The sequence below is a fragment of the Vreelandella aquamarina genome, from assembly GCF_900110265.1.
Classification (GTDB): Bacteria; Pseudomonadota; Gammaproteobacteria; order Pseudomonadales; family Halomonadaceae; genus Vreelandella; species Vreelandella aquamarina.
On record NZ_FODB01000008.1, the window covers coordinates 41,078 to 65,718 of the forward strand.

At 56.0% G+C, this 24,641-nt stretch carries 22 protein-coding genes, 1 other RNA gene and 1 pseudogene; 6 read left to right on the forward strand and 18 right to left on the reverse strand.

Translation table 11 applies throughout. The features are described 5' to 3' along the window. Nucleotides 1–11 precede the first annotated feature (11 nt). The 6 genes from carA to grpE form a co-directional block, all read right to left on the reverse strand. The gene (carA, locus tag BMY49_RS03615; RefSeq protein WP_208596166.1) at nucleotides 12–1,157 is read right to left on the reverse strand and encodes a glutamine-hydrolyzing carbamoyl-phosphate synthase small subunit; all 1,146 of its coding nucleotides are present in this window, start codon (nucleotides 1,155–1,157) and stop codon (nucleotides 12–14) included. A 384-nt stretch (nucleotides 1,158–1,541) separates the two neighbouring features. Beyond that, a complete protein-coding gene (gene dapB / locus BMY49_RS03620) occupies nucleotides 1,542–2,348 on the reverse strand; it encodes a 4-hydroxy-tetrahydrodipicolinate reductase (protein WP_062372920.1) in 807 nt (268 codons plus the stop codon). 113 nt (nucleotides 2,349–2,461) lie between these two features. Next, complete coding sequence (locus BMY49_RS03625) at nucleotides 2,462–2,743, reverse strand: DUF2218 domain-containing protein (RefSeq protein ID WP_044629464.1); 282 nt, start codon at nucleotides 2,741–2,743, stop codon at nucleotides 2,462–2,464. 188 nt (nucleotides 2,744–2,931) lie between these two features. Further along, the gene (gene dnaJ / locus BMY49_RS03630; protein WP_044629463.1) at nucleotides 2,932–4,071 is read right to left on the reverse strand and encodes a molecular chaperone DnaJ; all 1,140 of its coding nucleotides are present in this window, start codon (nucleotides 4,069–4,071) and stop codon (nucleotides 2,932–2,934) included. A 109-nt stretch (nucleotides 4,072–4,180) separates the two neighbouring features. Continuing rightward, nucleotides 4,181–6,112, reverse strand: a complete 1,932-nt coding sequence (gene dnaK / locus BMY49_RS03635) for a molecular chaperone DnaK (RefSeq protein ID WP_062360542.1) — start codon at nucleotides 6,110–6,112, stop codon at nucleotides 4,181–4,183. 145 nt (nucleotides 6,113–6,257) lie between these two features. Then, the gene (grpE, locus tag BMY49_RS03640) at nucleotides 6,258–6,887 is read right to left on the reverse strand and encodes a nucleotide exchange factor GrpE (protein ID WP_089674880.1); all 630 of its coding nucleotides are present in this window, start codon (nucleotides 6,885–6,887) and stop codon (nucleotides 6,258–6,260) included. A gap of 199 nt (nucleotides 6,888–7,086) precedes the next feature. Here grpE and recN point away from each other — a divergent pair, with 199 nt between their 5' ends. Further along, nucleotides 7,087–8,760 (forward strand): DNA repair protein RecN, encoded by a 1,674-nt coding sequence (gene recN / locus BMY49_RS03645; RefSeq protein WP_089674882.1) that lies wholly within the window; start codon nucleotides 7,087–7,089, stop codon nucleotides 8,758–8,760. Nucleotides 8,761–8,910: 150 nt separating this feature from the next. Here the strand turns inward: recN and fur are convergent, their stop codons facing one another. Beyond that, nucleotides 8,911–9,363 (reverse strand): ferric iron uptake transcriptional regulator, encoded by a 453-nt coding sequence (fur, locus tag BMY49_RS03650; RefSeq protein WP_016915905.1) that lies wholly within the window; start codon nucleotides 9,361–9,363, stop codon nucleotides 8,911–8,913. A 72-nt stretch (nucleotides 9,364–9,435) separates the two neighbouring features. Here fur and BMY49_RS03655 point away from each other — a divergent pair, with 72 nt between their 5' ends. Next, on the forward strand, nucleotides 9,436–9,900 hold the full coding sequence (locus tag BMY49_RS03655) for an outer membrane protein assembly factor BamE (RefSeq protein ID WP_089674884.1): 465 nt from the start codon (nucleotides 9,436–9,438) through the stop codon (nucleotides 9,898–9,900). 8 nt (nucleotides 9,901–9,908) lie between these two features. Here BMY49_RS03655 and BMY49_RS03660 read toward each other — a convergent pair whose 3' ends face one another. Further along, nucleotides 9,909–10,220, reverse strand: a complete 312-nt coding sequence (locus tag BMY49_RS03660) for an RnfH family protein (RefSeq protein ID WP_089674886.1) — start codon at nucleotides 10,218–10,220, stop codon at nucleotides 9,909–9,911. Beyond that, nucleotides 10,210–10,644, reverse strand: coding sequence for a type II toxin-antitoxin system RatA family toxin (locus tag BMY49_RS03665; RefSeq protein ID WP_062360530.1), 435 nt, complete (start codon nucleotides 10,642–10,644; stop codon nucleotides 10,210–10,212). The genes BMY49_RS03660 and BMY49_RS03665 overlap by 11 nt, the downstream gene beginning before the upstream one ends. Before the next feature lie 127 nt (nucleotides 10,645–10,771). Here BMY49_RS03665 and smpB point away from each other — a divergent pair, with 127 nt between their 5' ends. From smpB to nhaD, 3 genes are all read left to right on the forward strand, one after another. Continuing rightward, the gene (smpB, locus tag BMY49_RS03670) at nucleotides 10,772–11,263 is read left to right on the forward strand and encodes an SsrA-binding protein SmpB (protein WP_062360527.1); all 492 of its coding nucleotides are present in this window, start codon (nucleotides 10,772–10,774) and stop codon (nucleotides 11,261–11,263) included. A 44-nt stretch (nucleotides 11,264–11,307) separates the two neighbouring features. Beyond that, nucleotides 11,308–11,687, forward strand: a transfer-messenger RNA (tmRNA) gene (gene ssrA / locus BMY49_RS03675). A 486-nt stretch (nucleotides 11,688–12,173) separates the two neighbouring features. Further along, a complete protein-coding gene (nhaD, locus tag BMY49_RS03680; RefSeq protein ID WP_062360524.1) occupies nucleotides 12,174–13,652 on the forward strand; it encodes a sodium:proton antiporter NhaD in 1,479 nt (492 codons plus the stop codon). A 167-nt stretch (nucleotides 13,653–13,819) separates the two neighbouring features. Here the strand turns inward: nhaD and BMY49_RS03685 are convergent, their stop codons facing one another. The 3 genes from BMY49_RS03685 to BMY49_RS03695 all read right to left on the reverse strand — a co-directional run bounded on the left by BMY49_RS03685 (nucleotide 13,820) and on the right by BMY49_RS03695 (nucleotide 15,134). Beyond that, nucleotides 13,820–14,398, reverse strand: a complete 579-nt coding sequence (locus tag BMY49_RS03685; RefSeq protein ID WP_062360521.1) for an antibiotic biosynthesis monooxygenase — start codon at nucleotides 14,396–14,398, stop codon at nucleotides 13,820–13,822. A gap of 116 nt (nucleotides 14,399–14,514) precedes the next feature. Beyond that, complete coding sequence (locus BMY49_RS03690; RefSeq protein WP_228168860.1) at nucleotides 14,515–14,877, reverse strand: hypothetical protein; 363 nt, start codon at nucleotides 14,875–14,877, stop codon at nucleotides 14,515–14,517. Between the two features lie 29 nt (nucleotides 14,878–14,906). Beyond that, entirely contained in the window at nucleotides 14,907–15,134 is a 228-nt protein-coding gene (locus BMY49_RS03695) for a DUF2835 family protein (protein ID WP_074211151.1), read from the reverse strand. 72 nt (nucleotides 15,135–15,206) lie between these two features. Here BMY49_RS03695 and BMY49_RS03700 point away from each other — a divergent pair, with 72 nt between their 5' ends. Continuing rightward, nucleotides 15,207–15,833, forward strand: coding sequence for a putative metalloprotease CJM1_0395 family protein (locus BMY49_RS03700; RefSeq protein ID WP_062360516.1), 627 nt, complete (start codon nucleotides 15,207–15,209; stop codon nucleotides 15,831–15,833). A gap of 20 nt (nucleotides 15,834–15,853) precedes the next feature. On the opposite strand, the gene BMY49_RS03705 is transcribed toward BMY49_RS03700, so the two are convergent. The 6 genes and pseudogenes from BMY49_RS03705 to BMY49_RS03730 all read right to left on the reverse strand — a co-directional run bounded on the left by BMY49_RS03705 (nucleotide 15,854) and on the right by BMY49_RS03730 (nucleotide 24,604). Next, complete coding sequence (locus BMY49_RS03705) at nucleotides 15,854–17,566, reverse strand: putative bifunctional diguanylate cyclase/phosphodiesterase (RefSeq protein ID WP_244154906.1); 1,713 nt, start codon at nucleotides 17,564–17,566, stop codon at nucleotides 15,854–15,856. Between the two features lie 284 nt (nucleotides 17,567–17,850). After that, nucleotides 17,851–19,767, reverse strand: a complete 1,917-nt coding sequence (locus BMY49_RS03710) for a methyl-accepting chemotaxis protein (RefSeq protein ID WP_089674903.1) — start codon at nucleotides 19,765–19,767, stop codon at nucleotides 17,851–17,853. Between the two features lie 224 nt (nucleotides 19,768–19,991). Continuing rightward, on the reverse strand, nucleotides 19,992–20,471 hold the full coding sequence (locus BMY49_RS03715; RefSeq protein ID WP_062360512.1) for a C40 family peptidase: 480 nt from the start codon (nucleotides 20,469–20,471) through the stop codon (nucleotides 19,992–19,994). Nucleotides 20,472–20,544: 73 nt separating this feature from the next. Continuing rightward, nucleotides 20,545–20,703, reverse strand: a pseudogene (locus tag BMY49_RS03720) (histidine phosphatase family protein); the annotation flags it as partial. 104 nt (nucleotides 20,704–20,807) lie between these two features. After that, a complete protein-coding gene (locus BMY49_RS03725) occupies nucleotides 20,808–22,562 on the reverse strand; it encodes a bifunctional diguanylate cyclase/phosphodiesterase (RefSeq protein ID WP_089674890.1) in 1,755 nt (584 codons plus the stop codon). Between the two features lie 119 nt (nucleotides 22,563–22,681). Further along, entirely contained in the window at nucleotides 22,682–24,604 is a 1,923-nt protein-coding gene (locus BMY49_RS03730) for an alkaline phosphatase D family protein (RefSeq protein WP_062360508.1), read from the reverse strand. Nucleotides 24,605–24,641: the final 37 nt, after the last annotated feature.

Genomic DNA, 24,641 nt, shown 5'->3' on the forward strand with positions numbered 1-24,641 from the left:
GCGCGGCTAACTTAGCGGCGCGCCTGCATCATGGCGATAAAGCGATCAAATAGCGGCGCTACATCGCGCGGGCCAGGGCTGGCTTCCGGGTGGCCCTGAAAGCTAAACGCCGGGCGGTCGGTACGCTCAATGCCCTGCAGGGTGCCATCGAACAGCGAGCGGTGCGTGGCACGTACGTTGCTGGGCAGGGAGGCTTCATCGGCGGCAAAGCCATGGTTCTGGCTGGTGATCATCACCGTGCCGGTATCTAGGTCTTGTACCGGATGGTTAGCACCATGGTGGCCGTGGCCCATCTTGACGGTTTTGGCACCGGAGGCCAGCGCCAGCAGCTGGTGGCCCAAGCAAATGCCGAACACCGGCGTGTCGGTTTCCAACACTTCCTGGATCGCTTTGATGGCGTAGTCACAGGGCTCGGGGTCGCCGGGGCCGTTAGCCAGGAACACGCCATCCGGGTTCATCGCCAGCACCTCTGCCGCAGGCGTTTGCGCCGGCACCACGGTCAAGCGGCAGCCGCGCGCCGCCAGCATACGCAGGATGTTGAACTTCACGCCGTAATCAAACGCGACCACATGGTAAGGGCGCTCGCCCTGGCTCGCATCCGCATAGCCTTCGCCCAAGGCCCACTCGCCTTCCGACCACTCGTAAGCCTCTTTGCAGGAGACTTCCTTGGCTAAATCCATGCCCTTCAAGCCCGGAAATGCCTTCGCCGCCGCCAGCGCCCGCTCGACGGCATCCTCACCTTCTGCATCGGCACCCGCCAGAATCGCACCGTTCTGGGCACCTTTATCGCGCAAAATACGCGTCAGGCGGCGGGTATCGATATCCGCAATACCCAGCACGTTTTGGCTTTTCAGGTAATCAGAGAGGGTTTGCTCAGAACGGAAGCTACTGGCCAGCAGGGGGAGATCGCGAATTACCAAGCCAGCTGCCGCAATCGAGGCGGACTCTACATCTTCAGAGTTAATGCCAGTGTTGCCGATGTGCGGGTAAGTCAGGGTGACGATTTGGCGGGTGTAAGAGGGGTCGGTGAGGATTTCCTGGTAGCCGGTCATGGCTGTATTGAACACCACCTCACCGCTTGTGACTCCATCCGCGCCAATGGCAGTTCCATGAAACACACTGCCATCTTCCAGGGCCAATATCGCGGGTTTGCTCAATGCGGGGTTATTCAAGACAAGTTCTCCCATGCTGGTGGGAGCCTGTGGGCGCAGGCTCGGCGATCCGGTTGTCGGCGTTTGCGTGCAAACGTCGGGTCGTAAAAAAGCGGGACGAAGCCGATAATAAAAAATCGGTTTCATCCCGCTTGTTGTTCTCTTTCCTTGGCCTTCATAACGGTGTTAGCCATGGCGCAGCATTTAGCTGACTACTTTTCCCACTTAACGGCCAGTGCAACAAGCGCGGTGCTCTCTCTACAGCTCTTCACTACTGTAGATATTTTGCTGCTCTTTGCAGCCACTGGGCCAAAATTTTTGGAATGTTACAGCATTTAGCGCACCAGGGCCAGCGCTTTATGCCGACCTTGTCTAACACAAGCCCACGGCTCAGCTCAGTGCCAGCACGTCCTGCATGTCATAACGGCCATGCGGCTGAGCGGCCACCCAGCGCGCCGCCCGCACGGCCCCTTTGGCGAAGGTCATACGGCTGGAAGCTTTATGAGTGATTTCGATGCGCTCGCCTTCGGTGGCGAACATGACAGTATGCTCACCGACGATATCGCCCGCCCGCACGGTAGCGAAGCCGATCTCTTTATCAGTACGCGGGCCGCACTGCCCAACCCGCTCAAACACGCCGTGCTCTTTCAAGGTACGCCCCAAGCTTTCGGCCACCACTTCACCCATTTTAATGGCCGTACCGGAAGGCGCATCGACTTTATGGCGGTGGTGGGACTCAATCACCTCAATATCGTAGCCTTCATCACCCAGCGCCTTGGCCGCCGTTTCCAGTAGCTTGAGCGTCAGGTTCACGCCCACGCTCATGTTGGGAGCAAACACCATGGCCACCTTATCGCGGTAACTATCTAGCTCGGCCAGCTCTTCATCGTTCATACCGGTGGTGCCGATCACGATGCACTTACCGTGCTCGGCGCAGAATGCCAGATTCGCCAAGGTGACTTGGGGCGCAGTGAAGTCGATCAGCACGTCGAAGTCATCCACAATGGCGTCGAGCGAATCCACGGCGGCCACACCACGCTTACCCACACCTGCCAGCTCGCCGATATCTACGCCCGCCAGGGAGCTGCCCGGCTCCACAATACCGCCTGCAAGCGAGGCATCAGCCTGTTGCTCAACAGCGTTAACTAACGTGCGGCCCATGCGGCCAGCTACGCCTACAATGGCAATTCGGGTCATGGAAACTCCTACGCGTGCGCTATTTGGCATCAACTAGAAACAAAAAAGGTGGCCGCGATTATAGCAGACCACCCTTAGCGATGCGGCGCTAACGGCAGCGCCTTCATGCACTTTCAATTCTCCCAGACAATCTCCAGCGACTCGTCTTTCGCCATACGCATTAGATGGCTCTCGACCACGCCCTCTAGCTGGTCCAAGTGCTCTTCTTCCAGGGTTTCGATGGAGACCAGTAGCCGATCAGGTTCGGCGTGCATCAGGCAAGTACCGCTGGCAAACACGATCTTGGCGTCCTGCTCACTGTGCTCCACCTCAAGCTTATGCGCCCAATGTTTACACAGGCGGTTGATCAACCGCGCGCCGGATGGGGTGGCAATTTCTGCTCGGGATAAAGGCATAGAGATCTCTCCATATAGGTGGCGGGTGAGCACCCACTAGCCTAATCCCCACCGCGATAAGAACCAAGCGTTGCATGAGAATTCGTTGCAACGGTGCAGCCACCTAGCTACACGCAACAAAAAACCAGCACCCAATGGATGCTGGTTTTTAGCGTTGCTACACAAACTGTATGAAATAGATAAAGACCTTACGGCTTCATCTCTTCAAAGAACTTCTTCACGCTGTCGAAGAAGCCAGTCTTTTTCGGCGAGTGGCTATGACTATTGCTGTCATCAAAGCTCTTTTGCAGCTGGCGAAGCAGGTCTTTCTGCTCGTCGTTGAGGTTGACGGGCGTTTCCAACACTACTTTGCACAGCAGGTCGCCGGGGGCACCGCCGCGTACCGGCTTCACGCCTTTGCCGCGCAGGCGGAAGAGTTTGCCGGTTTGGGTTTCCGGCGGGATCTTCAGCTTCACGCGACCATCTAGCGTGGGCACTTCCAGCTCGCCACCTAACGCTGCATCAACAAAGTTGATCGGCACGTCGCACTGCAGGTGCTTACCGTCACGCTTGAAGATGTGGTGCGGCTTAATGGACACCTGAACGTACAGATCGCCCGCCGGGCCACCGTTCACGCCGCTCTCGCCTTCGCCGTTGAGACGAATACGGTCTCCCGTATCCACACCCGGCGGAATCTTCACCGAGAGGGTGCGGGTTTCGCGCACGCGCCCTTCGCCGTTACATTTGTGGCACGGCACTTTGATGTGCTGGCCACTGCCGTGACAGGTCGGGCAGGTTTGCTGAACCGCAAAGAAGCCCTGCTGCATGCGTACTTGGCCGTGACCATGACAGGTCGGGCAGGTCTCTTTGGTGGAGCCCGGCTCGGCGCCGCCACCGTCACAGCGGTCACACTCAATATGACGCGGGACGCGAATATCCACCGTGGTGCCCGCCACTGCGCTCTCTAGATCCAGCTCTAGGTTGTAGCGCAGGTCGGAACCCCGTGCAGGTGCGTTGGGCCCACGACGACGGCCACCGCCGCCACCGAAGATATCGCCAAACACATCGCCGAAGATATCGCTGAAATCGCCAGCGCCGCCGCCACCGAAGCCGCCGCCCTGGCCATCCACACCGGCATGGCCGAACTGGTCGTAGGCCGCGCGCTTCTCACCATCGCTCAGAACTTCGTAAGCTTCCGACACTTCGCGGAATTTTTCCGCTGCGGAGGTATCGTCCGGGTTTCGATCAGGGTGGAATTTTTGCGCCAGACGGCGATAGGCCTTTTTGATCTCTTTCTGATCGGCCCCTTTTTCGACACCCAGGACTTCGTAATAATCGCGTTTGGACATGGGTCCTACGCCTCCTGGTTAGCTACACACTATAGGCGTCTCGGCCGCGGAAACAGCAACGCGGGAGTTGCCTCCCGCGTCACCACTTTCCTTGGCAGAAAGAGGTGGGTTACTGCTTCTTCTTGTCGTCGTTGACTTCTTCGTACTCGGCGTCAACCACGTCATCGTCCTGCTTGGTGTTGGCTTCTTCAGCACCTTCACCACCCGCCTGGGCCGCTTCTGCCTGTTCGGCGTACATCTTTTGCGCCAGCTGGCCGGAGACTTCGGTCAGCGCATCCAGTTTCTTCTGGATGTCGTCCTGGTCATCGGTTTTCACCGCTTCTTCCAGTTCGGCGATGGCGTTTTCGATGGCCTGTTTCTCGTCATCGGTGGCCTTATCGCCCGCTTCTTGAACGGTCTTACGGGTGGCGTGAATCATGCCGTCCGCTTGGTTACGCAGCTGCACCAGCGCTTCAAACTTTTTGTCTTCGTCCGCGTGGGCTTCGGCATCACGTACCATTTGCTCGATCTCTTCATCGGAGAGGCCGCTAGACGCCTTGATGACGATGGACTGCTCTTTACCGGTCGCCTTGTCTTTGGCAGACACGTTCAGAATACCGTTGGCATCGAGGTCGAACGCCACTTCGATCTGCGGCACACCGCGCGGTGCCGGCGGAATGTCGGCGAGGTCGAAGCGACCCAGCGACTTGTTCTGCGACACTTGCTTACGCTCACCCTGAACGACGTGAATGGTCACGGCGGTCTGGTTGTCATCCGCGGTCGAGAAGGTTTGCGTCTTCTTGGTCGGGATGGTGGTGTTCTTGTCGATCAGCGGCGTCATCACGCCACCCAGGGTTTCGATACCCAGGGTCAGCGGGGTAACGTCAAGCAGCAGAACGTCTTTTACGTCGCCACCCAATACACCGCCCTGAATCGCAGCGCCCACGGCAACCGCTTCATCCGGGTTCACGTCTTTACGGGCTTCTTTACCGAAGAAGTCTGCCGCTTTCTTCTGAACCAACGGCATGCGGGTCTGACCGCCGACCAGGATCACTTCGTCGATTTCAGAAGCGGATAAGCCTGCATCTTTCAGCGCCATTTTGCACGGCTCGAGCGAACGCTGTACCAGGTCTTCGACCAGCGACTCCAGTTTGGCACGAGTCACCTTCACGTTGAGGTGTTTCGGGCCAGTGTTGTCGGCGGTGATGTACGGCAAGTTCACATCGGTCTGCTGGGCGCTGGAAAGCTCGATTTTGGCTTTCTCGGCGGCTTCTTTCAGACGCTGCATGGCCAGATTGTCACCAGACAAATCGATACCGCTGTCCGACTTGAACTGATCGACCAGATAGTTGATCAGCGCGAGGTCGAAATCTTCACCACCCAGGAAGGTGTCACCGTTGGTTGCCAATACTTCGAACTGCGTTTCGCCATCCACGTCGGCGACTTCGATGATGGAAATATCGAAGGTACCACCACCCAAGTCGTAGACTGCGATGGTTTTGTCGCCACGGGCTTTGTCCATGCCGTAGGCCAGAGCAGCAGCGGTCGGCTCGTTGATGATACGCTTGACGTCTAGACCGGCAATGCGGCCTGCATCTTTAGTAGCCTGACGCTGGCTGTCGTTGAAGTAGGCCGGTACGGTGATGACCGCTTCGGTGACCGCTTCGCCGAGATAATCTTCGGCGGTTTTCTTCATCTTCTTCAGCACTTCCGCGCTCACCTGCGGCGGCGCCATTTTTTTGCCTTTTACTTCTACCCACGCGTCACCGTTGTCGGCTTCGGCGATTTTGTAGGGCACCATCTTGATGTCTTTTTGAACGACGTCGTCTTTGAAGCGACGGCCGATCAGACGCTTGATGGCGTAAAGAGTGTTTTCCGGGTTAGTCACGGCCTGGCGCTTGGCGGCCTGGCCTACCAGGATTTCACCGTCGTCGGTGTAGGCAATGATAGAAGGCGTGGTACGACCGCCTTCGGCGTTTTCAATGACTTTAGCGCTATCACCATCGAGCACGGCCACACAAGAGTTAGTGGTGCCCAGGTCGATTCCAATAATGCGTCCCATAGCAAAAACCTCGAATTCAGTTGTTACAAAACTAAAAAATTTGCTCTTTAAACAAGTTGCGGGCTTATCCCGCGGGGTTGACCTTTATTTGGGGGCCGCTTGCCGCATTTCAAGGGCTTTTTTTGCGGCAATGCGTCAACGCGGCTTAATTCGCTTTTTGGCTGACCACGACCATGGCAGGACGCACGAGGCGGCCGTTCAACAGATAGCCTTTCTGCATCACATCCATCACGGTGTTGGGGTCGAGCTCTGGGTTCGGCACCATCGCCATGGCTTCATGCACCTGTGGATCGAAGGGCTCGCCCTGAGGCTCGATGCTTTCGACGCCAAACTTGCTCAGCACGTCGAGCTGCATCTTGAGGGTCATGGAGACACCTTCGCGATGCGCCTCGGACGCATCGTCCTGCATGCTTTCCAGCGCTTTCTCCAAGCTATCCACCACGGGCAGCAGCTCTTTGACAAACTTCTCTAGGGCAAACTTGCGCGCCTTTTCGGCTTCTTGCTCCGCCCGGCGGCGAACATTCTGAGCTTCGGCAGCAGCCCGCAGCGCTTGGTCTTTGGCTTCCGCCAGGCTCTGCTCGAGTTCTTCTACCTGAGCGGCCAGCACGTCGGCTTCGGGGCTACTAGCGCTATCTTTCAGCGGTGCATCGTCATCGATCAACCCTTCCAGTTCGCCTTCCACCAACCGTTCTTCGGCAGACTGGTCGGTGACCTCTGCTTCCTGCTCTTGGCGTGCCAGCTCATCTTCCAACGGGGTTTGCGGTTCTTTTGCCATGCCTTGCTCCTGAAATAAGTAACGGTGCCGGTGGCGGCCACCTGAGGTAAGTAGCGGGTGTTAACCACGTATGCAGCCTATATGGGGGCCATCAAAGCCATCTCAAGAGGGGCATTGAAGTGAGTTATCGACTACTGTATAAAACAACAATTATTGGATAAGTATCCAGCTTCTGTGCCGCACCGCCTCAGGAGGCCTTATGCTTACGCAGCTAGCGATCCAAGACTATGCGATCGTTGATCGTCTCGAACTCGACCTCACCCGTGGCATGACCGCCATTACGGGGGAAACCGGGGCGGGTAAATCCATTCTACTGGGTGCTCTGGGGCTCTGCCTGGGCGAGCGCGCCGATGCGGGTAGCGTGCGCCACGGCTGCGAGCGAACCGACCTCTCCGCCCGTTTCGATATCCAGCACCTGCCCGCAGCAGCCGAGTGGCTCGACGCCCGCGAGCTGCCTGCCGATGAGTGCCTCTTGCGTCGCGTGGTTACTGCCAACGGGCGCTCCAAGGCGTGGATCAATGGCCACCCAGCGACCATTGCCGATTTGAAATCTCTGGGTGAACAGCTGATTCAGATTCATGGCCAGCATGCCCACCAAGCCTTGATGCGGGAAGAGACGCACTTGGCGCTACTGGATGACTACGCCGGGCTTCGCGAACGCAGCCAGCAGCTAGCCGAGACGTTCCGCGAGTGGCGCAGTGCCCGCCGTCGGCTGAAAAAACTCAGTGAAGAGGGCAGCGAAGTCGAGGCCAAACGCCAACTGCTGCGCTATCAAGTCGAGGAGCTGGACCAGTTGGGCCTTGCCGAAGGCGAGCTGCAAACCTTGGAAGAGGAGCAGCACACCCTGGCCCACGCCGAAGAGACCCTACGTGAAACCCAGTTTGCCGCCGACTGCTGCGAAAGCGATGAAGGGGGCGCGCTGTCGCTTCTCAACCAAGCCTACGCCCACTTGAGTGCGCTGCCCGGCAGCGATAAAGGCACGCTGGCCAATACGCTCACCATGTTGAGCGATGCCCGAATTCAAGTCGAAGAAGCCGCTAGCGAGCTGCACCGATTGGCCAGCACCACCGAACTGGACCCAGAGCGACTGGCGTGGGTCGAGGAGCGCATGGGCGACGTACACCGCATTGCCCGTAAGCACCACGTCGCTCCCGAAGAGATTTGCGCGCTGCATGCCCAACTCAAACAAGAGGTGGCGCAGCTCGAAGCCAGCGATGACGATCTAGAAGCTCTCAGCAGTCAAGTGGCCGAGTACCGCGAGCGTTACCGCAGCGAAGCCAAACAGCTCACCGAAGCACGCCAAAAGGCTGCTGTTCGCTTGGGCAAAGAGGTGCAGCAGCAGTTGGCCTTCCTGGCCATGGGCAAAGCACGTTTCGACGTGGACGTCACCCCACGCGAAACGCCTTCCCCCGAGGGCTTGGACCATGTGCAATTCCTGATCAGCGCCAACCCGGGCCAACCCGCCCGGCCGCTCACCAAAGTCGCTTCCGGTGGCGAGCTGTCGCGCATCAGCCTGGCCATTCAGGTGGTAGCGGCGTCGCATTCGACGATTCCGAGCTTGGTCTTCGATGAAGTGGACGTGGGTATTTCTGGGGCAACGGCGGAAATCGTCGGCCAACTGCTACGTAAACTAGGCGAAAACGGCCAGGTAATGACCGTGACCCACCTGCCTCAAGTGGCTGCCCAGGCGCACCAGCATCTGCACATCGAAAAGCGCGCCAAGCGAGACACCACGCTCACCCACATGGCGCTGCTGGACGAACGCGGCCGGATTAGCGAGCTGGCGAGGATGCTGGGCGGCGTGACACTTTCCGACCAGACCCTGGCCCATGCACGTGAGATGCTTCACGCCAGCCAGCGCCCTCCTCACTAAGCTCAACCAAACTCAACCAAGCCCACGCCAAGCCTTTGCCCTTCGCCGGGCGAAGGCAGCGCTTCGGCCATCACGCGACCTACAAAAACGCCCCTGAGGCGCCAGATGAACTACTCTGGCACCCCAAGGGCGTTTTCATGTGGCAGCGGACTACTTGCGGTTCGTGGGGCCACTGTCCTGGCGCGTAACGTCCGACCCACGGGGGCGTACGTACAGCACCAGAGCATGGTCCACTAGCTCGTAGCCGTGCTCTTCGGCGATCTCTTGCTGGCGACGCTCGATGATGTCATCGACAAATTCGATGATCTCACCGCTTTCCAGACACACCATATGGTCGTGGTGGTCTTCTTGGGTCATCTCGAATACTGCATGGCCACCGTCAAAGTTGTGACGAATCACAAGGCCCGCTGATTCAAACTGAGTCAGCACGCGGTAGACAGTTGCCAGGCCAACATCCTCGCCCGCATCAATCAGTGTTTTATACACTTCTTCTGCGCTAAGGTGGTGTTGGCCCGAAGCATTTTCGAGAATCTGCAGGATCTTGACGCGCGGCAGGGTCACTTTCAGCCCGGCTTTGCGTAGTTCATGGTTCTGATCGGCCATGGTTGCTCTTCGCAGTAACAGGTTAGGTCGGGTATCATCGACCGAAACCACGATAGTGAAGAACAGGCTCAAATGCAAAAATTGACTCGTATCATTACCCTTTCCGTCGCCCTGACCGTTGTCAGTGGCTGTAGCTATGTCGGCGTTTATAAGCGTGACATCCCCCAGGGCAACCTGATCACCCAGGAGATGGTCAGCCAGCTCCAACCGGGCATGACTCAAGAGCAGGTAGCCTACGTAATGGGCCGCCCACTGCTGGAAGCGCCCTTCGACTCCCGCGAATGGGACTACGTTTACCGCATCGATAAAGCCTATGGAGGTGTTGAGCAGCGCCGCGTCACGCTCACGTTTGATGATGCGAGCCGACTGGTCAACATTGAGCAGGAGGGAGACCTATCCCGCGACCTGCCGGTGAGCACAGACCGCGGTATGGGGCCGGCCGTTGAAGGTGCCGACCCGCTAGATGCACTGCCCAGCCAGCGAACACCCACGCCGGAAACCGCCCCCGAGCCGCAGCCGATCATCACTGGCGAGTAAGCGCCAGGCTACTGCTCTTTGGCCTGACGCTTGGCCCGCTCTAGGCGGGCCGCCTTCGGGTCGATCTGCAGCGGGCGATACACCTCCACACGGTCGCCCTCGCGCAGCGGCTCTTTTTCCGGGTGGCGAATGGCTTTGCCAAAGATGCCTAGCGGCGCCTGTGTAAAGGTGTCGCTAGGCACTTCTTGGAACAGGCTGGGCAAGTCCGCCATCTCCACCGCTTGGCGCGCGGTGGTGCCTTCCGGCACCGTTAGCGCCACAATGCGCTGTTTATGGGGTAGCGCAAAGGCGACCTCTACCTTGAATAGGCTATCGGCCATAGAGCTCGTCTGCGCGCTTGGTAAAGGCATCCACCAGCTGTCCGGCAATTTGCTGAAACAGCTTGCCAAACGCCATGCTGAGCAGCCGGTTGGCAAACACAAACTCCATTTCCAGGCTTACCTTGCAGGCATCTTCGCCCATCGGCGTAAACAGCCAGCGTCCTTTCAACTGTTTGAATGGCCCCTTTACCAGCGACAGCTCGATGCGCTCGGGAGCGAATAGGTTGTTGCGGGTGGTAATGGTTTGCTCCACCCCGGCGCGCCCCAGGGTCATTTCGCCAATCAGGTGGTCGGCGTCGTGCTCAAGTAAACGCGCCCGACGGCACCCCGGCAGGAACTCGGGATAGCGTTCGAAGTCATTGACCAAATCGAACATTTGTTGGGGGGTGTGCCGCACCAAGGCGGTACGATTAACGGTTGGCATTGACCTCTCCGCTGACTTCACAGTGCCCAAAGCGTATCATGGGAAACATTTTTTCAGACCTTGAATGGTATCACGCCTCCCCGCATAACGAAGGGGGATGCTACTGACAGATCAACGATGAGGTTCCATGGCCACTAAGAAAGGTAACAGTAAGGGCCCCGGCAGCAGTGTCATTGCCCAGAACAAGAAGGCACGGTTTGAGTACCATATCGACGAAACCTTCGAAGCGGGTTTAGCGCTGGCTGGCTGGGAAGTGAAAAGCCTTCGCGCTGGTAAAGCGCAGCTCACCGACACCTACATTTTAATTCGCAACGGCGAAGCGTTCCTGCTGGGCAGCCATATTATGCCGCTGAACACGGCCAGCACCCATGAAATTGCTGACCCCACGCGAACTCGTAAGCTGCTGCTTCACCGTAAAGAGATCGCCAAAATCTTTTCGGTCACCCAGGACAAGGGCCACACTTGTGTACCGCTCAAGCTCTACTGGAAGCGCAACAAGGTGAAGTGCGAGCTGGCGCTGGTGACCGGTAAGAAAATCCATGATAAGCGGGCCACTGAGAAGGACCGCGACTGGAATCGCCAAAAAGGTCGAATTATGCGGGAACATAACAAGGCATAACTGGTCAATTAGCGATGAGCACGTTAGAATGCGGCTCTGACTAAGGGGGCGACATGGTTTCGACGCCGGTGACAAACCCTGCGGTGCATGCCGAGAGCGTGATGTATCTCGTAAATACCACATCACGAAAAATAGTCGCAAACGACGAAAACTACGCTCAAGGCGCGCTGGCAGCTTAAACCCTGCTAGCTTCTTGTCTGGCCCCAAGGTGATGTGCCTATTCATCACTGCGGGGATATGAGCTAAAGCTGATAGGACCGCGGTTGGCGGTGTCTTCTCGTCAACCGTTAAACTTTAGAAGGCTCGCGTGGCTGAATCCTGACCGTCGGAGTCAGTCGCGCTAAAGCAAATGACGGAATCTAAGCATGTAGAGCCAATGGGCGCGTGCTGGCGGACGCGGGTTCAATTCCCGCCGCCTCCACCACCTACCTAAATTCAGATGCTTCCATATAGGTCTGAATGACGCTGAAAAGCCCGCCCCGTGCGGGTTTTTTTGTGCCTGTATGCTTTCGCATCACTCTATACAGCATTGCGCACCGTGTATGCCTGTGTGCATGCCGCCCCCCTCCTGTGTGTTGATCCCCCCTACCGGCCTTCGTCTTGATTTCTCACGAGTGCTGAGACGGCTGGAAGTGGCTTTCATTGTGCCGATAAGCCGTGTCTAGCACATTGACTGGTAATGGTAGGGTTACTTATAGCCGACTATCGTCTAACTAATTCAGCCTAAATTCATTACATTATCTGGCGAAATTTACTATTAGCGAAACGGATAATTTCCAAAAAAAAGACGCAATAACTTATTTATCACAGTCTTTCATTCGGTTTTATTCCGTATTGCAGCGCAATATCGCTTGCTAAACTAGCGTCGCTTATTCCCCCTTCTTTTAACCATTATAAGGATAAACACACTATGATGACGTTACATCATGACCCAGGCCAGCTTCGAGTGACTCGTTGCTGGCCTTTTTTGTTAGCGGCCTTATTATTTTTTATTAGCCCAGCCGCTTTCGCGGTCACAGGTGAGATTGATTTAACCACCTCTGCGGTAGGGTTCTTCGCGGTGGCAATCTTTGTCCTGGCCTATTCCTTGGTCATGGCCGAAGAGAAAATCCACATGCGCAAATCCAAGCCTGTGTTGGTGGCCGCCGGTATTATTTGGGGACTCATTGGCTGGGTATATGTCCAGAACGGCATGTCGGATACGTCCGAGTACGCGTTTCGCGTGACGCTTCTGGAGTTTACCGAGCTAATGTTGTTCCTGCTGGTCGCCATGACGTATATCAACGCCATGGAGGAGCGCCGAGTATTTGATGCGCTGCGCTCTTGGATGCTGCGCAAAGGCTTTAACTATCGTACGCTTTTTTGGCTAACGGGCGGCCTTGCCTTTATTCTTTCTCCGATTGCCGACAACTTAACCACTGCGCTGCTAATGTGTGCCGTCATCACTAAAGTAGCCGAAGGCGACAAACGCTTTATTAACCTTGCTTGTATCAATATTGTGGTCGCAGCAAACGCAGGCGGTGCTTTTAGTCCGTTTGGCGATATTACAACGCTGATGGTATGGCAGGCCGGTCTGATTGAATTCCAGGAGTTCTTTATCCTGTTTATTCCGTCGCTGGTTAACTTTCTGATCCCAGCGATGGTAATGAGCCTGTTTATTAAAGATCAAAAGCCCAGCAGCGTATATGAGGATGTACAGCTCAAGCGCGGAGCGCGACGCATTATTGCGCTCTTCTTGCTGACCATTGGCACAGCGGTGCTGTGTCATACACTGCTTAACCTTCCGCCCGTGCTGGGCATGATGACCGGCCTAGGCTACTTACAGTTTTTTGGTTACTACCTACGCCAGAGCCTACCCCGTTCACTGGAACGCAAGCGGGAACGCTATAGCCGCCTGGGTGACAACAAAAAGCTGGAACAGCTAGGGGGCGTCGTGCCGTTTGATGTCTTCAACCGCGTTGCTCGGGCAGAGTGGGACACACTGCTGTTTTTCTACGGGGTAGTGATGTGCGTCGGTGGCCTTGGCTTTATGGGTTACCTGGGGCTGCTTTCAGAAGCACTCTACACCGGCTGGAACGCTACGTGGGCGAATATTGCGCTAGGGGTAGTGTCTGCAGTGGTTGATAACATCCCGGTCATGTTCGCCGTACTTACCATGGAACCTGAAATGTCTCATGGGCACTGGCTGCTAATCACGTTGACGGCGGGCGTAGGTGGTAGCCTGCTATCGATTGGCTCAGCCGCTGGCGTGGCCGTGATGGGTCAAGCGCGCGGTTCTTATACCTTTATGGGGCACTTGCGCTGGTCGCCCGTGATTTTGCTGGGGTATATCGCCAGTATCCTGGTTCATATGTGGCTCAATGCCGAAAGCTTCGCGCTGTTTGGCTAGCCTTAGTAGGTAAACACGCTAGCCCGCCCAGCGCTCGTGCACTGGGCGGGCTTTTTAATACGCTTCGAAAAGATATTCAATGGGCGTGGGTCGCCCAAATAGATAGCCCTGATAGCGGTAGCAACCGTGGCCTTTCAACCAGTCGAGCTGCGTTAATTGATAAACACTCACGTTCTATGCTGCTGTCGAAAGCGGGCAAAAAGATCCATGGGCGACCACTTTCCTTGTAACCACGGCGCTAGTAAACGTGTTGAAAGCGGGATAAACACAAACACCATAACGGGAGTCAGCATCATGGTACTCATCAGCACCCGCGGAATGAGCGGCCACTCGGCTAACACACTGCCAAACGCCCACTGAAACAGTAGTGAAATGGGAAAAAACGCCAGCCAGACGGCTACGGCTTGCTTCCAGCGCGGTGGGGTAGCTCCAGGGCTTACCTTAAACCACGCATCCAAGCCTGTTGCCCGGTGCTCATGGGGCGCATCGTAAAGGCCTTTACCCCGCTCAAGCCAAGCATGGCGAGAGGCCGAATGCTCCCAAGCAGAAAGGGTTTCCTGGCTGTCAAAGCGAAAAATGATCTGATACTCATCATCTTCTTTAGGGGGCGCCAATACACCGGACCCCAAGTAGCCAGGAAAGTCAGCAGCGAGTTCACGACCTTCATTTAGCCAACGGTTAAAGTCTTGGTAGCGACTATTCGCGACGCGACGAGCCACCATCAATGTGACAGGTGAGGCAGACATGGGTAATCTCCTAATGTGTAAGCAGCTGCTGCCGGGTAGGCGAGCTGCAAGCATTCAGGCGGGTAGTCCTGAAGCATGTGCCACATTATACAGGCAATATTAATGCCATGTATGTATCACCGGCGCGGGATTGGATGACGCTGCTCGCCACGCTGAAACGCTCGAACATGCTGATAAATATCAATGGCACTTTGAATGGCATCGGCCTCTAACGCATCTGGCTCAATCACCGGGCCATCCACACCGCCATTTTTTCGCATTATTTCATCAACATCGGCGCGATAGCGATCCAGCAAATGCTTAATATTCATGCGGATTCGGTGTAGCTCTAAATTAAATGCTTGGCGCTGTTCGGTGCGCTTAAAGACATCAAGAGGGTTTTCTGCAGACTCAATCAAGCTATCTAAGGTGTTGCACACTAAACGCTCGGCGGTGTTTAAATTAGGTATGACGGAGTAAACAAGCTCATTCAGCGTCATTTTTGCATTATATTGGGGCATAAGCAGGCTCAGCGGCGATTAAGTGGAACAATATCGTGAAAACGACCTTGCTCGGTAAACGTTAACCGAAAAACACCATGAACCCCCTCCTCCCCCACCACGCGTCTAAGCGCTTGAGCAGGGAAAACAACCCAGCGACCATCTACACTTCGTGTACGCACATTGTCGTACTGCCCTTCATAGTGGGCAAGGCATTCGTTGACACTTAGATGAATAATGACGTCTATTGAGAGCATAACGTTGCGCAATTCGGCTGGCTCGCAGATACTCCATACTAACTGAAATGGCCTAAACATCGGTAATCGCTTATGGATATTTCTGCTTTAAATGCGTTTTCCGGCTCCACTGCGACTTGGTCGGCTTCCAACCTGCCTACTCCGCGGGTAGAGCGGAACGAGACTGGCAGTCAACGCTCTAAGGCCGACGGCCCGCTTTCCAACGCTGAGCCAAGCAAAGAGACAGACGAGCGTACAGAGAGTAGCGAAAAGACGGCGGGCCCTACTCGCCCTGATGGCACTCCGTTAGCCCCGGAAGAGATTCAGCAACTTGAGCAGTTAAAGCAGACAGATCGAGAAGTGCGCCAGCATGAAATGGCTCATCAAACAGCAGGCGGGCCCTACACAGGCGGTGCCTCTTACGATTATGAGGTCGGCCCAGACGGCAAACGCTATGCAGTAGCCGGTGAGGTGCCGATTGATTACGGTCCGGTTCCTGGCGATCCACAAGCTACAGTCGAAAAGATGCAGACAGTGATTGCAGCCGCCATGGCACCAGCTGATCCATCGCCAAAGGATCTGCAAGTTGCCGCTCAAGCACGGCAGTACTTACTCGAAGCAAAGCTAGAGGCCGCACAAAAACAGAGCGAGATGAACCAAGCGCGTGGCGAGCATGATAGTGAGCCTGCCAATGACGAGCCGCCCGAGCAGGCGGCTTAAACGCTAAATCATTTGAGCAACTATAGCGTGGCTAACGCTCGCCACTCATGACGCTGGGTCCAATGTGTTAGCCACTCTGATACGGCTTCTGGTGGCATTGGCCGAGCAATACCATACCCTTGGGCTAACTCACATCCCAGCGCCATTAGCGCCTTGGCATGCTCAAGCGTCTCTACGCCTTCGGCCAGCATTGGGCGTTTAAATCGATTCGCCATATAAATAACGCTTTCGACAATGGCCATATCATCCTGGTCGCTCAGCATATCGCGCACAAAGCTTTGATCAATTTTAATTAGATTGACAGGCAGTTGGCGTAAATGAGTTAACGACGAAAACCCAGTACCAAAATCATCAATGGCAAAACTGACTCCTAGCGCTTGGCAACTAGCCATATTTTTTAGCGCAGCTTTCACATCATGCATTGCCGCACTTTCCAATACTTCCAGCTTTAACAGTGAAGGCGACACCGTGGGGTAGCGGGCAAGCAGCTCTGCTAAGCGTTGGCTAAAGTTGCTCGCCAAAAGGTGCGTAGGGCTGATATTGACGTTAATCGGCATTTCAATACCGTCATTTTGCCACTGAGTCAGCTGTTGTAGCGCATGCTCTAACACCCACTCGCCTAGATCCACTTCCAGCGGGGTGGCATCTATAGTTGACAAAAACTGCCCAGGAGATAACAGCCCACGTTCGGGATGTTGCCAGCGAATTAATGCCTCAACACCCACAACCTGGCCGCTGCGCATATCTACCTGCGGCTGATAGAAAAGTCGTAGTTCGCCATGCTTTAGTGCATCCATAAAGCGCTGACGCTGCTCATGGCGTACCTGAAGCAGAAGGTCATGGGTAGGATCAAAAAGGTGGTAGGTATCCCGGCCGCGCTGCTTGGCGCGATACATAGCTTGGTTGGCATGGCGCAAAAGCACATCGCCTTGAGCATGATCGCTTGGGTAAGAAGTAACGCCTAAACTGGCAGTCAGGTAAATTGCTTGGCCTTCAACGATTAGCGGTTGGCGAATGGAGGCCAACAGCTTTTCAAAAAACGAGTCCTCGACACCATGGTGAAGCAGCAGTACAAACTCATCACCGCCGATACGAGCAAGTACATCATCACCAAACAGTAGATGGCTGATGCGTTGTGCAAATGCCGATAACAAAGCATCACCTACCGGAGGGCCAAGACGGGCATTAATGGCGTGAAAGTGATCAATATCCAGAGAACAAATCGCCAGCGGCAGTTGTCGACTTTCTGCGTGCTGGATGGACTCTTGAATGAGCTGGGTCAGCAGCTGCAGGTTTGGCAGCCCTGTTAACGCATCAAAATAGACTTCACGGTTCAAGTGACGGGCGTGGGAAGGAATGGCAGAAAGATCTGCCAGCACAATCACATGATGATCAATTCGACCCTGCTCATCCCGTACCCGGTTAATTGACATCATACCGGGGTAAAACTGCCCGTCGTGGCTACGATAACTAATCTGACTTTTACTGCGGTCACGCAGTTGAAGCTCCTCGCGTAACAGACGCGTGGTGCGACTATCATCAAGTGGCAAAATGCTAAACGCTTCCGGCGACCGGCCTCGAACTTCACTTAGCGACAACCCCGTTAATTCGCAGAAGGCTGGATTAGCATCCACCACAAGATTATCAGCATCGGTAATGATGATGGCCTCATTAGCGTAACGAAATGCCGATTCAGCAGGCGCTAAAAGCGTACTAGAATCGGTCACTGACATTGTGGCGGCGCTAAACGGCCAAGATACTGCTTGGGCAGCGGGGTGAGGCAAAGACTGCTCCTTCGAGTCGTTCAAGGGCGGGCGCATACGTCTCTGCTCTCCTCGTATAAGCTGGTTAAATTTAATGACTTTCGGTTATATTAACACCGTCTTGCTACAGATGTTTTAGATTAAATAGCGTTAAATCAACGTGCTACTTTAGCCTCAGCAGACATAAGCCAACGCCCCTCTCTCTCACAAAAAGGGAACACCGGGTTCCCTTTTTCGCGTTTTACTTAGCGCCATTAACTGTAGGCAAGCTGCTGACTATGGCGTGGCGATATTTCTGCAACGCGGAAACGGCTAACCAGCGTGGTCATTTCTTCAGCCTGGTCATCTAGCGAGCGGCTTGCCGTGGCGACTTGCTCAACCAAAGAAGCATTCTGCTGGGTAACATCTTCAAGCTGTGCCATCGCATGGCTAATCTGCTCAACTCCCGCTGACTGTTCATGGCTAGCTGTCGCAATCTCATCTACCAGTGTCGCCACCTGCTGCACACGCGCAGCAATTTTTTCCAGTGTGTCACTTGTCGTGGCAACTAACGCTTCACCTTCGTTAATACGCGCTACGTTATTGTTGACCAAGTGGCGGATCTGGCTAGCCTCTTCGGCACTGCGGCTTGCCAACTTGCGTACCTCATCAGCGACTACTGCAAACCCTCGCCCATGCTCGCCCGCACGCGCCGCCTCTACCGATGCGTTCAGTGCCAATAGGTTAGTTTGAAAGGCAATATTATCGATGGCCGTTACGATGGTTGTCACTTGCTCATTCGCCTGATGAATGTGCTGCATTGCCTGCCGGGCCTGCATTGCCACCTCAGTAGCTTCTTGTGCCTGGTTAGCAACATCACCGGTCATGCGCTGCGCCTGATGCGCATTATCTGCATTCTGACGCACGGTGGCGGTCATCTGCTCCATACTGGAAGCTGTCTGCACGAGTGACGCTGACTGCTCCTCAGTGCGCTGAGCAAGATCTTGGTTACCCTGAGCAATTTCATTGCTGGCAAGCGCTACCGACTGTGCATTGCGCTTCATTTCAGCAATCAACTGTTCTGTTTGCGCTGACGCATCGTTTACCGCTTGATAAAGCCTAGAAAGCTCATCACTACCGGGCACCGGCAGGCGCTGCGTCAAGTCATCGCCGCGCTCGGCAATGCTTACCAACGCTCGCTGAAGCGGTCTCGTCATGGTGCGAACAATGAGTATTGCCATGCCAATGGCAATTACAGCAGCCACTACAGCAATCGCTAAGTACCACCATAGATCTCGCTGTGCTTGGCGCTTAAGCTCATCAGCGGTGCTCACGATAGATGCAGACACGCTATCTTCAAGCGCCTTTAAGCGGCCAATTTTTACTGTTTGCCAATCGAACCACTCTTCTGGGTTTACCCCGAAGCCTGCCGTTTGCTGAATCGCTAGTGCGCGCCGCTCCAGCACGCGCTCAACCTCCGGGCCACTCAAAGCTGTCTCCAGTGCCTCACGGTTAGCAGCACCAGATAAGGCACGAAAAGTTTCTAGAAATGCACGTTCCTCACCTATTAATGACAAGAGACGCTGCAGGGTCGCTTCAGGCATCGCATCGGCAGCAAATACATTTGAAAGAAGCGCACGCTCAATACCTGCCAAATTTTTTGCCTCTAACAAATTATAATAGGCTGCCAGTTGACGGGTAATCGCGCCCTCTCCCGTTAGGTGGGCAAGCTCGCCAACGAGTACCATCAGCAAGCTATTAAGCCCTGTATAGTGGCCTAGCGCTTCCGGTGTTGCCACACTAAGCAGGTCTACCTGGTCACGCAGCGACTGGTTTTGCTGCCATTGTTGCTCAACCGCAGCCAACTGCGAGCTGATCGTGGAGGTCAGCAGCGTTGCATCAAGTTGATCACGCTGTTGGAAAAAAGCTTCCGCAGCAGCATCCGTATCTGAACGCTGCTGGCGCAACCGATCTCCGAACACCTTCCCCTGGCTGCCTAAAAAGCCAGCCGTCATGCCGCGCTCCTGCTGCACTTGATGTACCCAGCCCCCTGCCTGTTGAGCCAGTGCAGTTAGTGCTTGCATACGTGACAGCTCGTTAACCACTGCCTGCCGGGCAATGGCACCACTGGCAGCAAACCATCCCAGCGCTATCAAAGGCAGCACCAATACTAGGGCAAACTTAAACCGCATCGGTAAGCGGTGGAGAATCTCTTTCATCGCGTTGCTTAGCCTCAATTTACATCGTTCAGGGAGGTAAGCGGCGTACTCGTTTTTTTATTGGCCTATATAGACTCTTTATTTACCAAGTTTGCCGCATTTTGCCGGGCAATTAAATACGATTAGCTGACAAAACAGTCCGAGTGTATAGCGATAAGAAAAAATATACCTTGACCTGTATCACCCTGGCAGCTCACTTAACAGGCTGGACCTGCCGCCCCTAAAAAGCGTTGCTGCCAATAGTCGATATCCAGCGGTACGCTTACCACGGCACAGCCGCTACCGGGAGCGTGAATCATCTGGCGGTTACCGCCGTAGATGCCCACGTGGGTAGCTTTATGGCCATCGCCGAAAAACAGCAGGTCGCCGGGACGTGGGGCATCTACTTGGGGAAGCGCACGAAATTGGCTATCGGCAGTGCGTGGCACGCAAATGCCTGCGGCTCGGTAGGTCATTTCAACTAACCCTGAGCAGTCCAGGCCATCCGGAGAGTTGCCGCCAAAGCGGTAAGGAGTACCAATCGCCTGCTGCGCATGGGAGAGAATCAACGCGCGCTCCATCGAGATGCCCGATGGCAGGCTGGGCGCGGGGGTCATAGCTACGTCTTTACTGGCACACCCTGCCAAGAGCAGCAGCATGAGCAGCGCACAAAGAGATGAACAGCGACTCAATGACATGGCAACGCTCCAAAAAACGTGTTGCTCTTATCATGGCCTAAGCGCCGTTGACCCGCTACTGCATCACTCGCCGTTAACGGCCTATCCACTCGATAAACGTGCTTTCGCCTAGTGCATGGCGCTCGTGGCGCAGGCGGCTCATCGCCGCATAGGGCAAATCCATCACTAAGCCATTGCTAAGCGGCTGTTCCAGCACTTGGCGCAGCAGCGCATTGCATACGAACAAGTGTGCATGCATCACCTAAGCGAGTTATGAAGTGTTAACGCCATAGTGATGTTTTGATATGACAGCGGCAGGACACTCTCGTGACGCCTTGATTACGGCTGCGTGACAACCTAGCGACAGCCACCTACACAGCAGCCGCGCCGCTCCACAAACAGGCTGTTACCCGCGGTTTTCTTGGCCTGGTGCTTGAGTTCCGAGAGCTGCGCGGCGATCTCCAGCGCCTTGCAAGGGGCGGGGTCGGTAATCGGTTTAACCGCAATGGAGACACTGACAAAGGGGAAGAACGTCACGCCTCCCTGACGGCTCTCTATCGAAATACCCCCTTGCTGGCGGTCTTTTTCTTCGTAAAATCCAGGCGCCATCACTTCAAAAGAGTGAAGGATTTGCTGGCAAACGTTTTTCCAATGGCCCAGCGGTAGCAGCATCATAAAGTCATCGCCGCCGATATGACCGATAAAGCCACCCGCACTCTCTACCTGGGCCTGTAGCAGCCTTGAGAGCGAAATAATCACGTGGTCGCCGCGGGCGTAGCCGTAGGCATCGTTAAACGCTTTGAAGTTATCTAAATCCACATAGCCAGCCGCAAATCCGCTGCCTTGGGCTAAATAGGAGGCTAGGGTTTCGTTAATCAGAATATTACCGGGCAGCCCAGTGAGCGGGTTCGCGTGGCGCGCTTGGCGCACTTGAATCGCGGTAATTTCCCGCAGCAGGTCGACGATATTGCCCATGCCGAGGTAATGACCGTCGCTATCGACGATGACGAAATCTTCCTGTTCGATGTCGCGGCTGTCGGTGAGCTGCTGGCTAAGCGCCTCCAGGGAGAGATCCGCATCCGCGACGATCATTTTAGGGTCAGCAATCTCCAGCACGCAGCGCTTGGCGTACATCGCGTGACTGTACTGATTGGTGAACAGCGTGAGGAAGGCATTGCGGCGCACCACCGCCACGGGAACGCCCTCTTCGATCACCGCCACGCAGCGCAAGCGCGGGTCCCCGCGAAAGCGCTCGGCCAGTGCTGGCACCAAACAGCTCGCCGAGACGCTCTCAATGGGGCGTAAAATGGAGTGCGCGGTGCGACCCGCCGGACTTTTAAGCTGGGTCGTGGCAGGCAGGAGCGTATTGAGCTGCATGGGCGGCTGAAGGCTTGGCCGGGCAAAGTAAAACCCCTGCAGCAGTGCCAACCCGCGGTCTAGCTCCCATAGGCAGAGATGCTCGGCAGCCGTCTCGACCCCTTCCGCAATGAGCTGGCAATCCAGACTACGCGCCACATCCAAAATGGAGCGCAGAAACTCGCGCTTGGCAGGCTCTTGATCAATACCAGAGATAAAGTGGCGATCTAACTTGACGAAGTCGGGCCGCAGCTCTGACCAGTGGCGCAGGCTGGAGTGCCCGGCTCCTAAATCATCCAGCGCCACCTGAAAGCCCATATCGCGGTAGTGGTCCACCGCTTGACGCATCAGTTCGTAGTCGTGAATCGGCACGTGCTCGGTCAACTCAATGACCACGCGCTCAGGGGGCAGGCCGCTCTCTTGAATAAAGCTCAGCGTCAGCCCCTCGCGGAAGTCACGCTCCACGATGGTTAACGGCATCACGTTGAGAAACAGCAGCCCCGGCAATTCAAGCTCGGCAAAGCGGCGAATGGCGAGCCGCCGACACAGCAAGTCCAGTTCAACCAGCAGGCCAGCCTGGGTCGCCACATCAAATAGCCGCAGAGGGGAGTGAAGCGGGGACGTTTTTGGCCCGCGGATCAGCGCTTCATAGCCATAAATGGCCTGCTGATTGGCGTCCACAATCGGTTGGAATAGCACGTGCAGCTCTTCTGCCGCAATAATTTGATTTAGCCACTGCGCTTCTTGTGCGGTCATATGCCTGCTGCCCTATCAAACGTAAACTATCCCTATGATTTGTAACGCTCCATGAGGAAGGTTCTAGGGCAGCAAGCGTGCGTCATTGTGATGACATTTGTATGACAGACAGCGGTTCTCTACGAGTCGACAGGCACCTTAGGGGGCGGAAAGACCACGTCACCGCCGCTGGCATCGAGCTGGCGAATATCCGTCGGGTTGCCCTGCTCATCCAGGCTTACCAGCCCAATGCCGCTGGCGTTCCATAGCCGCTCTCCGGCGCTGGCTTGGTCTGGGTCCCGGGGGTAGATGCTAAGCTTGCGCCGCTTGGTGAACCAGTTCAGCGGCGATAACGGCGCGTAGAGCCAACGGTTCAAACGGTCGAAGGTATTCAGCAACTGCTTGGGAAAAGTATTTTTCACCCCACTCGAAGTGATTTGCCATAGCTTTGGAGCCCGCTTCTGGCGGCGTACGACGATATCGTAGGCAAAGGAGTAGTGAACATCACCGGAGAGGATCACGTAGTTACCGGGGGTTTTGGAGTGCCGCCAGATATGCAGCAGCACGTTGGCCGCACCGCGGTGCGCCATCCAGTTCTCGGCATCCACCACCAGCGGTTTGCCCGCCAGGGTGAAGAGTTTTTGGATACTTTCGATCAGCTTGACGCCAAACATGGGCGCAGGCGAGACGATCACCGCGCTTTTAGTGCCCAGCAGCGCCTGCTGCATCTCCATCAGCGCCTCCCAATCCATCAAGCCTGACGGGCGGTTGGGGCTGCGCTCGCTGCGCCAGCGGCGCGTACGGGTGTCCAGCACGATGAGTACGGGCGTGCCCGGCACCTGAAACTCCCAGCCCTGAAAGCGCAGCAGCCGCTCGATAAACGCGTCCTGGTGGTCAGGCTTCAGCGGGCCGACATCGTCGAACAGGGTGATCGCCTGGTGTAGCAACGGATTAAGTTTATCGGGCGCATTCCCCCACCCTTGGCAGAGCAGGTACGCCACCAGTGCGTTGCCGATAATACGCTTTGAGAACGGGTGGCCGTAGGCACAGCGCTCCCAGTCGGCAGTCAAGTTCCAGTCGTCGGTCACGTCGTGGTCATCAAAAATCATCAGGCTGGGCACGTGGGCCATCAGCCGCGCGCACTGAGGCAGACCCTCTACGAACGCTTCGATGATCGCCTGCTCTTCCCGGTAAGCCTCAGCCTCTTTTTCGCCTAACGCCGGGGCGTCATAGGCAATCACCTGCCACGGCGCGGGCGACCACACCAGGCAGTACATGGCGAGCATCTCGGCCAGCGTCATCAGGTGGTTCTGGGCGTTCGCCGAGGTGAATACCGGCTTTTTTACGCCACCAAAAAAGCGCTCACGCAGCGCCGCGTTGCTGGTGACATCCGGCAGCAGCGCTTCCCGGTGGTAGTAGCTTTCCGGGGCGTTATACAGCGCTTGGCTATCATCGACGGTAGCGCCCTCAAGCAGTTCATCCACTAGCCCCAGGCGGGCAATCAGCGCATGAACCGCCCGCAGCATGGGGCCTGCCACGTCATCCACGTACACTTGGTCGCCGGTCATCAGCAGCCACGCGGGCCACTCGGCGGGTGACTCTTGGCGCTCGGCTATCCAGTTATCGGCCCGCACTAAGCCATCGGCGCTGTCATGGTGGGGTTTACGACAGGAGCCGTGCATCAGACGGTGGTGGCGAGAGGCCAACACAAACCCTGGGTAGTCATAGTCATCGTGGCATAGCCACGGCGCCCACTCCGGCAGGGGCTGCCACGCGCCGTCAGTGCTTTGCACCTGCAGGTCGTAGGCAATGCGGGTGTCGGTGGGCAGCGCGGTGGGCAGCGAAAGGTCGATACAGTGAATATAAGCATGCCGACCAATCGCCACGCACTGGTGGGCGTTATCTAACGCGTGGGTTTGCTGCTCCTCTTGCTCGGGGTTCAGCACAAGCTGCATGGTCAGCGGACGGGTCGCTACCAGCCATAAGATGAGCCGCGACGGCGATAGCCGACGCAGCAAAGGCCCAACCAGTACGTCGGGTAACGTCGTGGCGATTTGCGTCATTTCACACCCTCTGTGCTGTGTGTTGCATCGCTCTTAC

Coding starts and splice junctions, on each gene's coding strand:
- BMY49_RS03665 (WP_062360530.1), bottom strand. CDS start 10,644: ATGCCAACCGTTAATCGTACCGCCTTGGTGCGGCACACCCCCCAACAA.
- BMY49_RS03660 (WP_089674886.1), bottom strand. CDS start 10,220: ATGGCCGATAGCCTATTCAAGGTAGAGGTCGCCTTTGCGCTACCCCAT.
- dnaK (WP_062360542.1), bottom strand. CDS start 6,112: ATGGGACGCATTATTGGAATCGACCTGGGCACCACTAACTCTTGTGTG.
- fur (WP_016915905.1), bottom strand. CDS start 9,363: ATGGCCGATCAGAACCATGAACTACGCAAAGCCGGGCTGAAAGTGACC.
- BMY49_RS03625 (WP_044629464.1), bottom strand. CDS start 2,743: ATGCCTTTATCCCGAGCAGAAATTGCCACCCCATCCGGCGCGCGGTTG.
- BMY49_RS03730 (WP_062360508.1), bottom strand. CDS start 24,604: ATGACGCAAATCGCCACGACGTTACCCGACGTACTGGTTGGGCCTTTG.
- dapB (WP_062372920.1), bottom strand. CDS start 2,348: ATGACCCGAATTGCCATTGTAGGCGTAGCTGGCCGCATGGGCCGCACG.
- nhaD (WP_062360524.1), top strand. CDS start 12,174: ATGATGACGTTACATCATGACCCAGGCCAGCTTCGAGTGACTCGTTGC.
- smpB (WP_062360527.1), top strand. CDS start 10,772: ATGGCCACTAAGAAAGGTAACAGTAAGGGCCCCGGCAGCAGTGTCATT.
- recN (WP_089674882.1), top strand. CDS start 7,087: ATGCTTACGCAGCTAGCGATCCAAGACTATGCGATCGTTGATCGTCTC.
- BMY49_RS03710 (WP_089674903.1), bottom strand. CDS start 19,767: ATGCGGTTTAAGTTTGCCCTAGTATTGGTGCTGCCTTTGATAGCGCTG.
- BMY49_RS03705 (WP_244154906.1), bottom strand. CDS start 17,566: ATGTCAGTGACCGATTCTAGTACGCTTTTAGCGCCTGCTGAATCGGCA.
- BMY49_RS03685 (WP_062360521.1), bottom strand. CDS start 14,398: ATGTCTGCCTCACCTGTCACATTGATGGTGGCTCGTCGCGTCGCGAAT.
- BMY49_RS03690 (WP_228168860.1), bottom strand. CDS start 14,877: ATGACGCTGAATGAGCTTGTTTACTCCGTCATACCTAATTTAAACACC.
- BMY49_RS03715 (WP_062360512.1), bottom strand. CDS start 20,471: ATGTCATTGAGTCGCTGTTCATCTCTTTGTGCGCTGCTCATGCTGCTG.
- BMY49_RS03725 (WP_089674890.1), bottom strand. CDS start 22,562: ATGACCGCACAAGAAGCGCAGTGGCTAAATCAAATTATTGCGGCAGAA.
- BMY49_RS03695 (WP_074211151.1), bottom strand. CDS start 15,134: ATGCTCTCAATAGACGTCATTATTCATCTAAGTGTCAACGAATGCCTT.
- BMY49_RS03700 (WP_062360516.1), top strand. CDS start 15,207: ATGGATATTTCTGCTTTAAATGCGTTTTCCGGCTCCACTGCGACTTGG.
- dnaJ (WP_044629463.1), bottom strand. CDS start 4,071: ATGTCCAAACGCGATTATTACGAAGTCCTGGGTGTCGAAAAAGGGGCC.
- grpE (WP_089674880.1), bottom strand. CDS start 6,887: ATGGCAAAAGAACCGCAAACCCCGTTGGAAGATGAGCTGGCACGCCAA.
- BMY49_RS03655 (WP_089674884.1), top strand. CDS start 9,436: ATGCAAAAATTGACTCGTATCATTACCCTTTCCGTCGCCCTGACCGTT.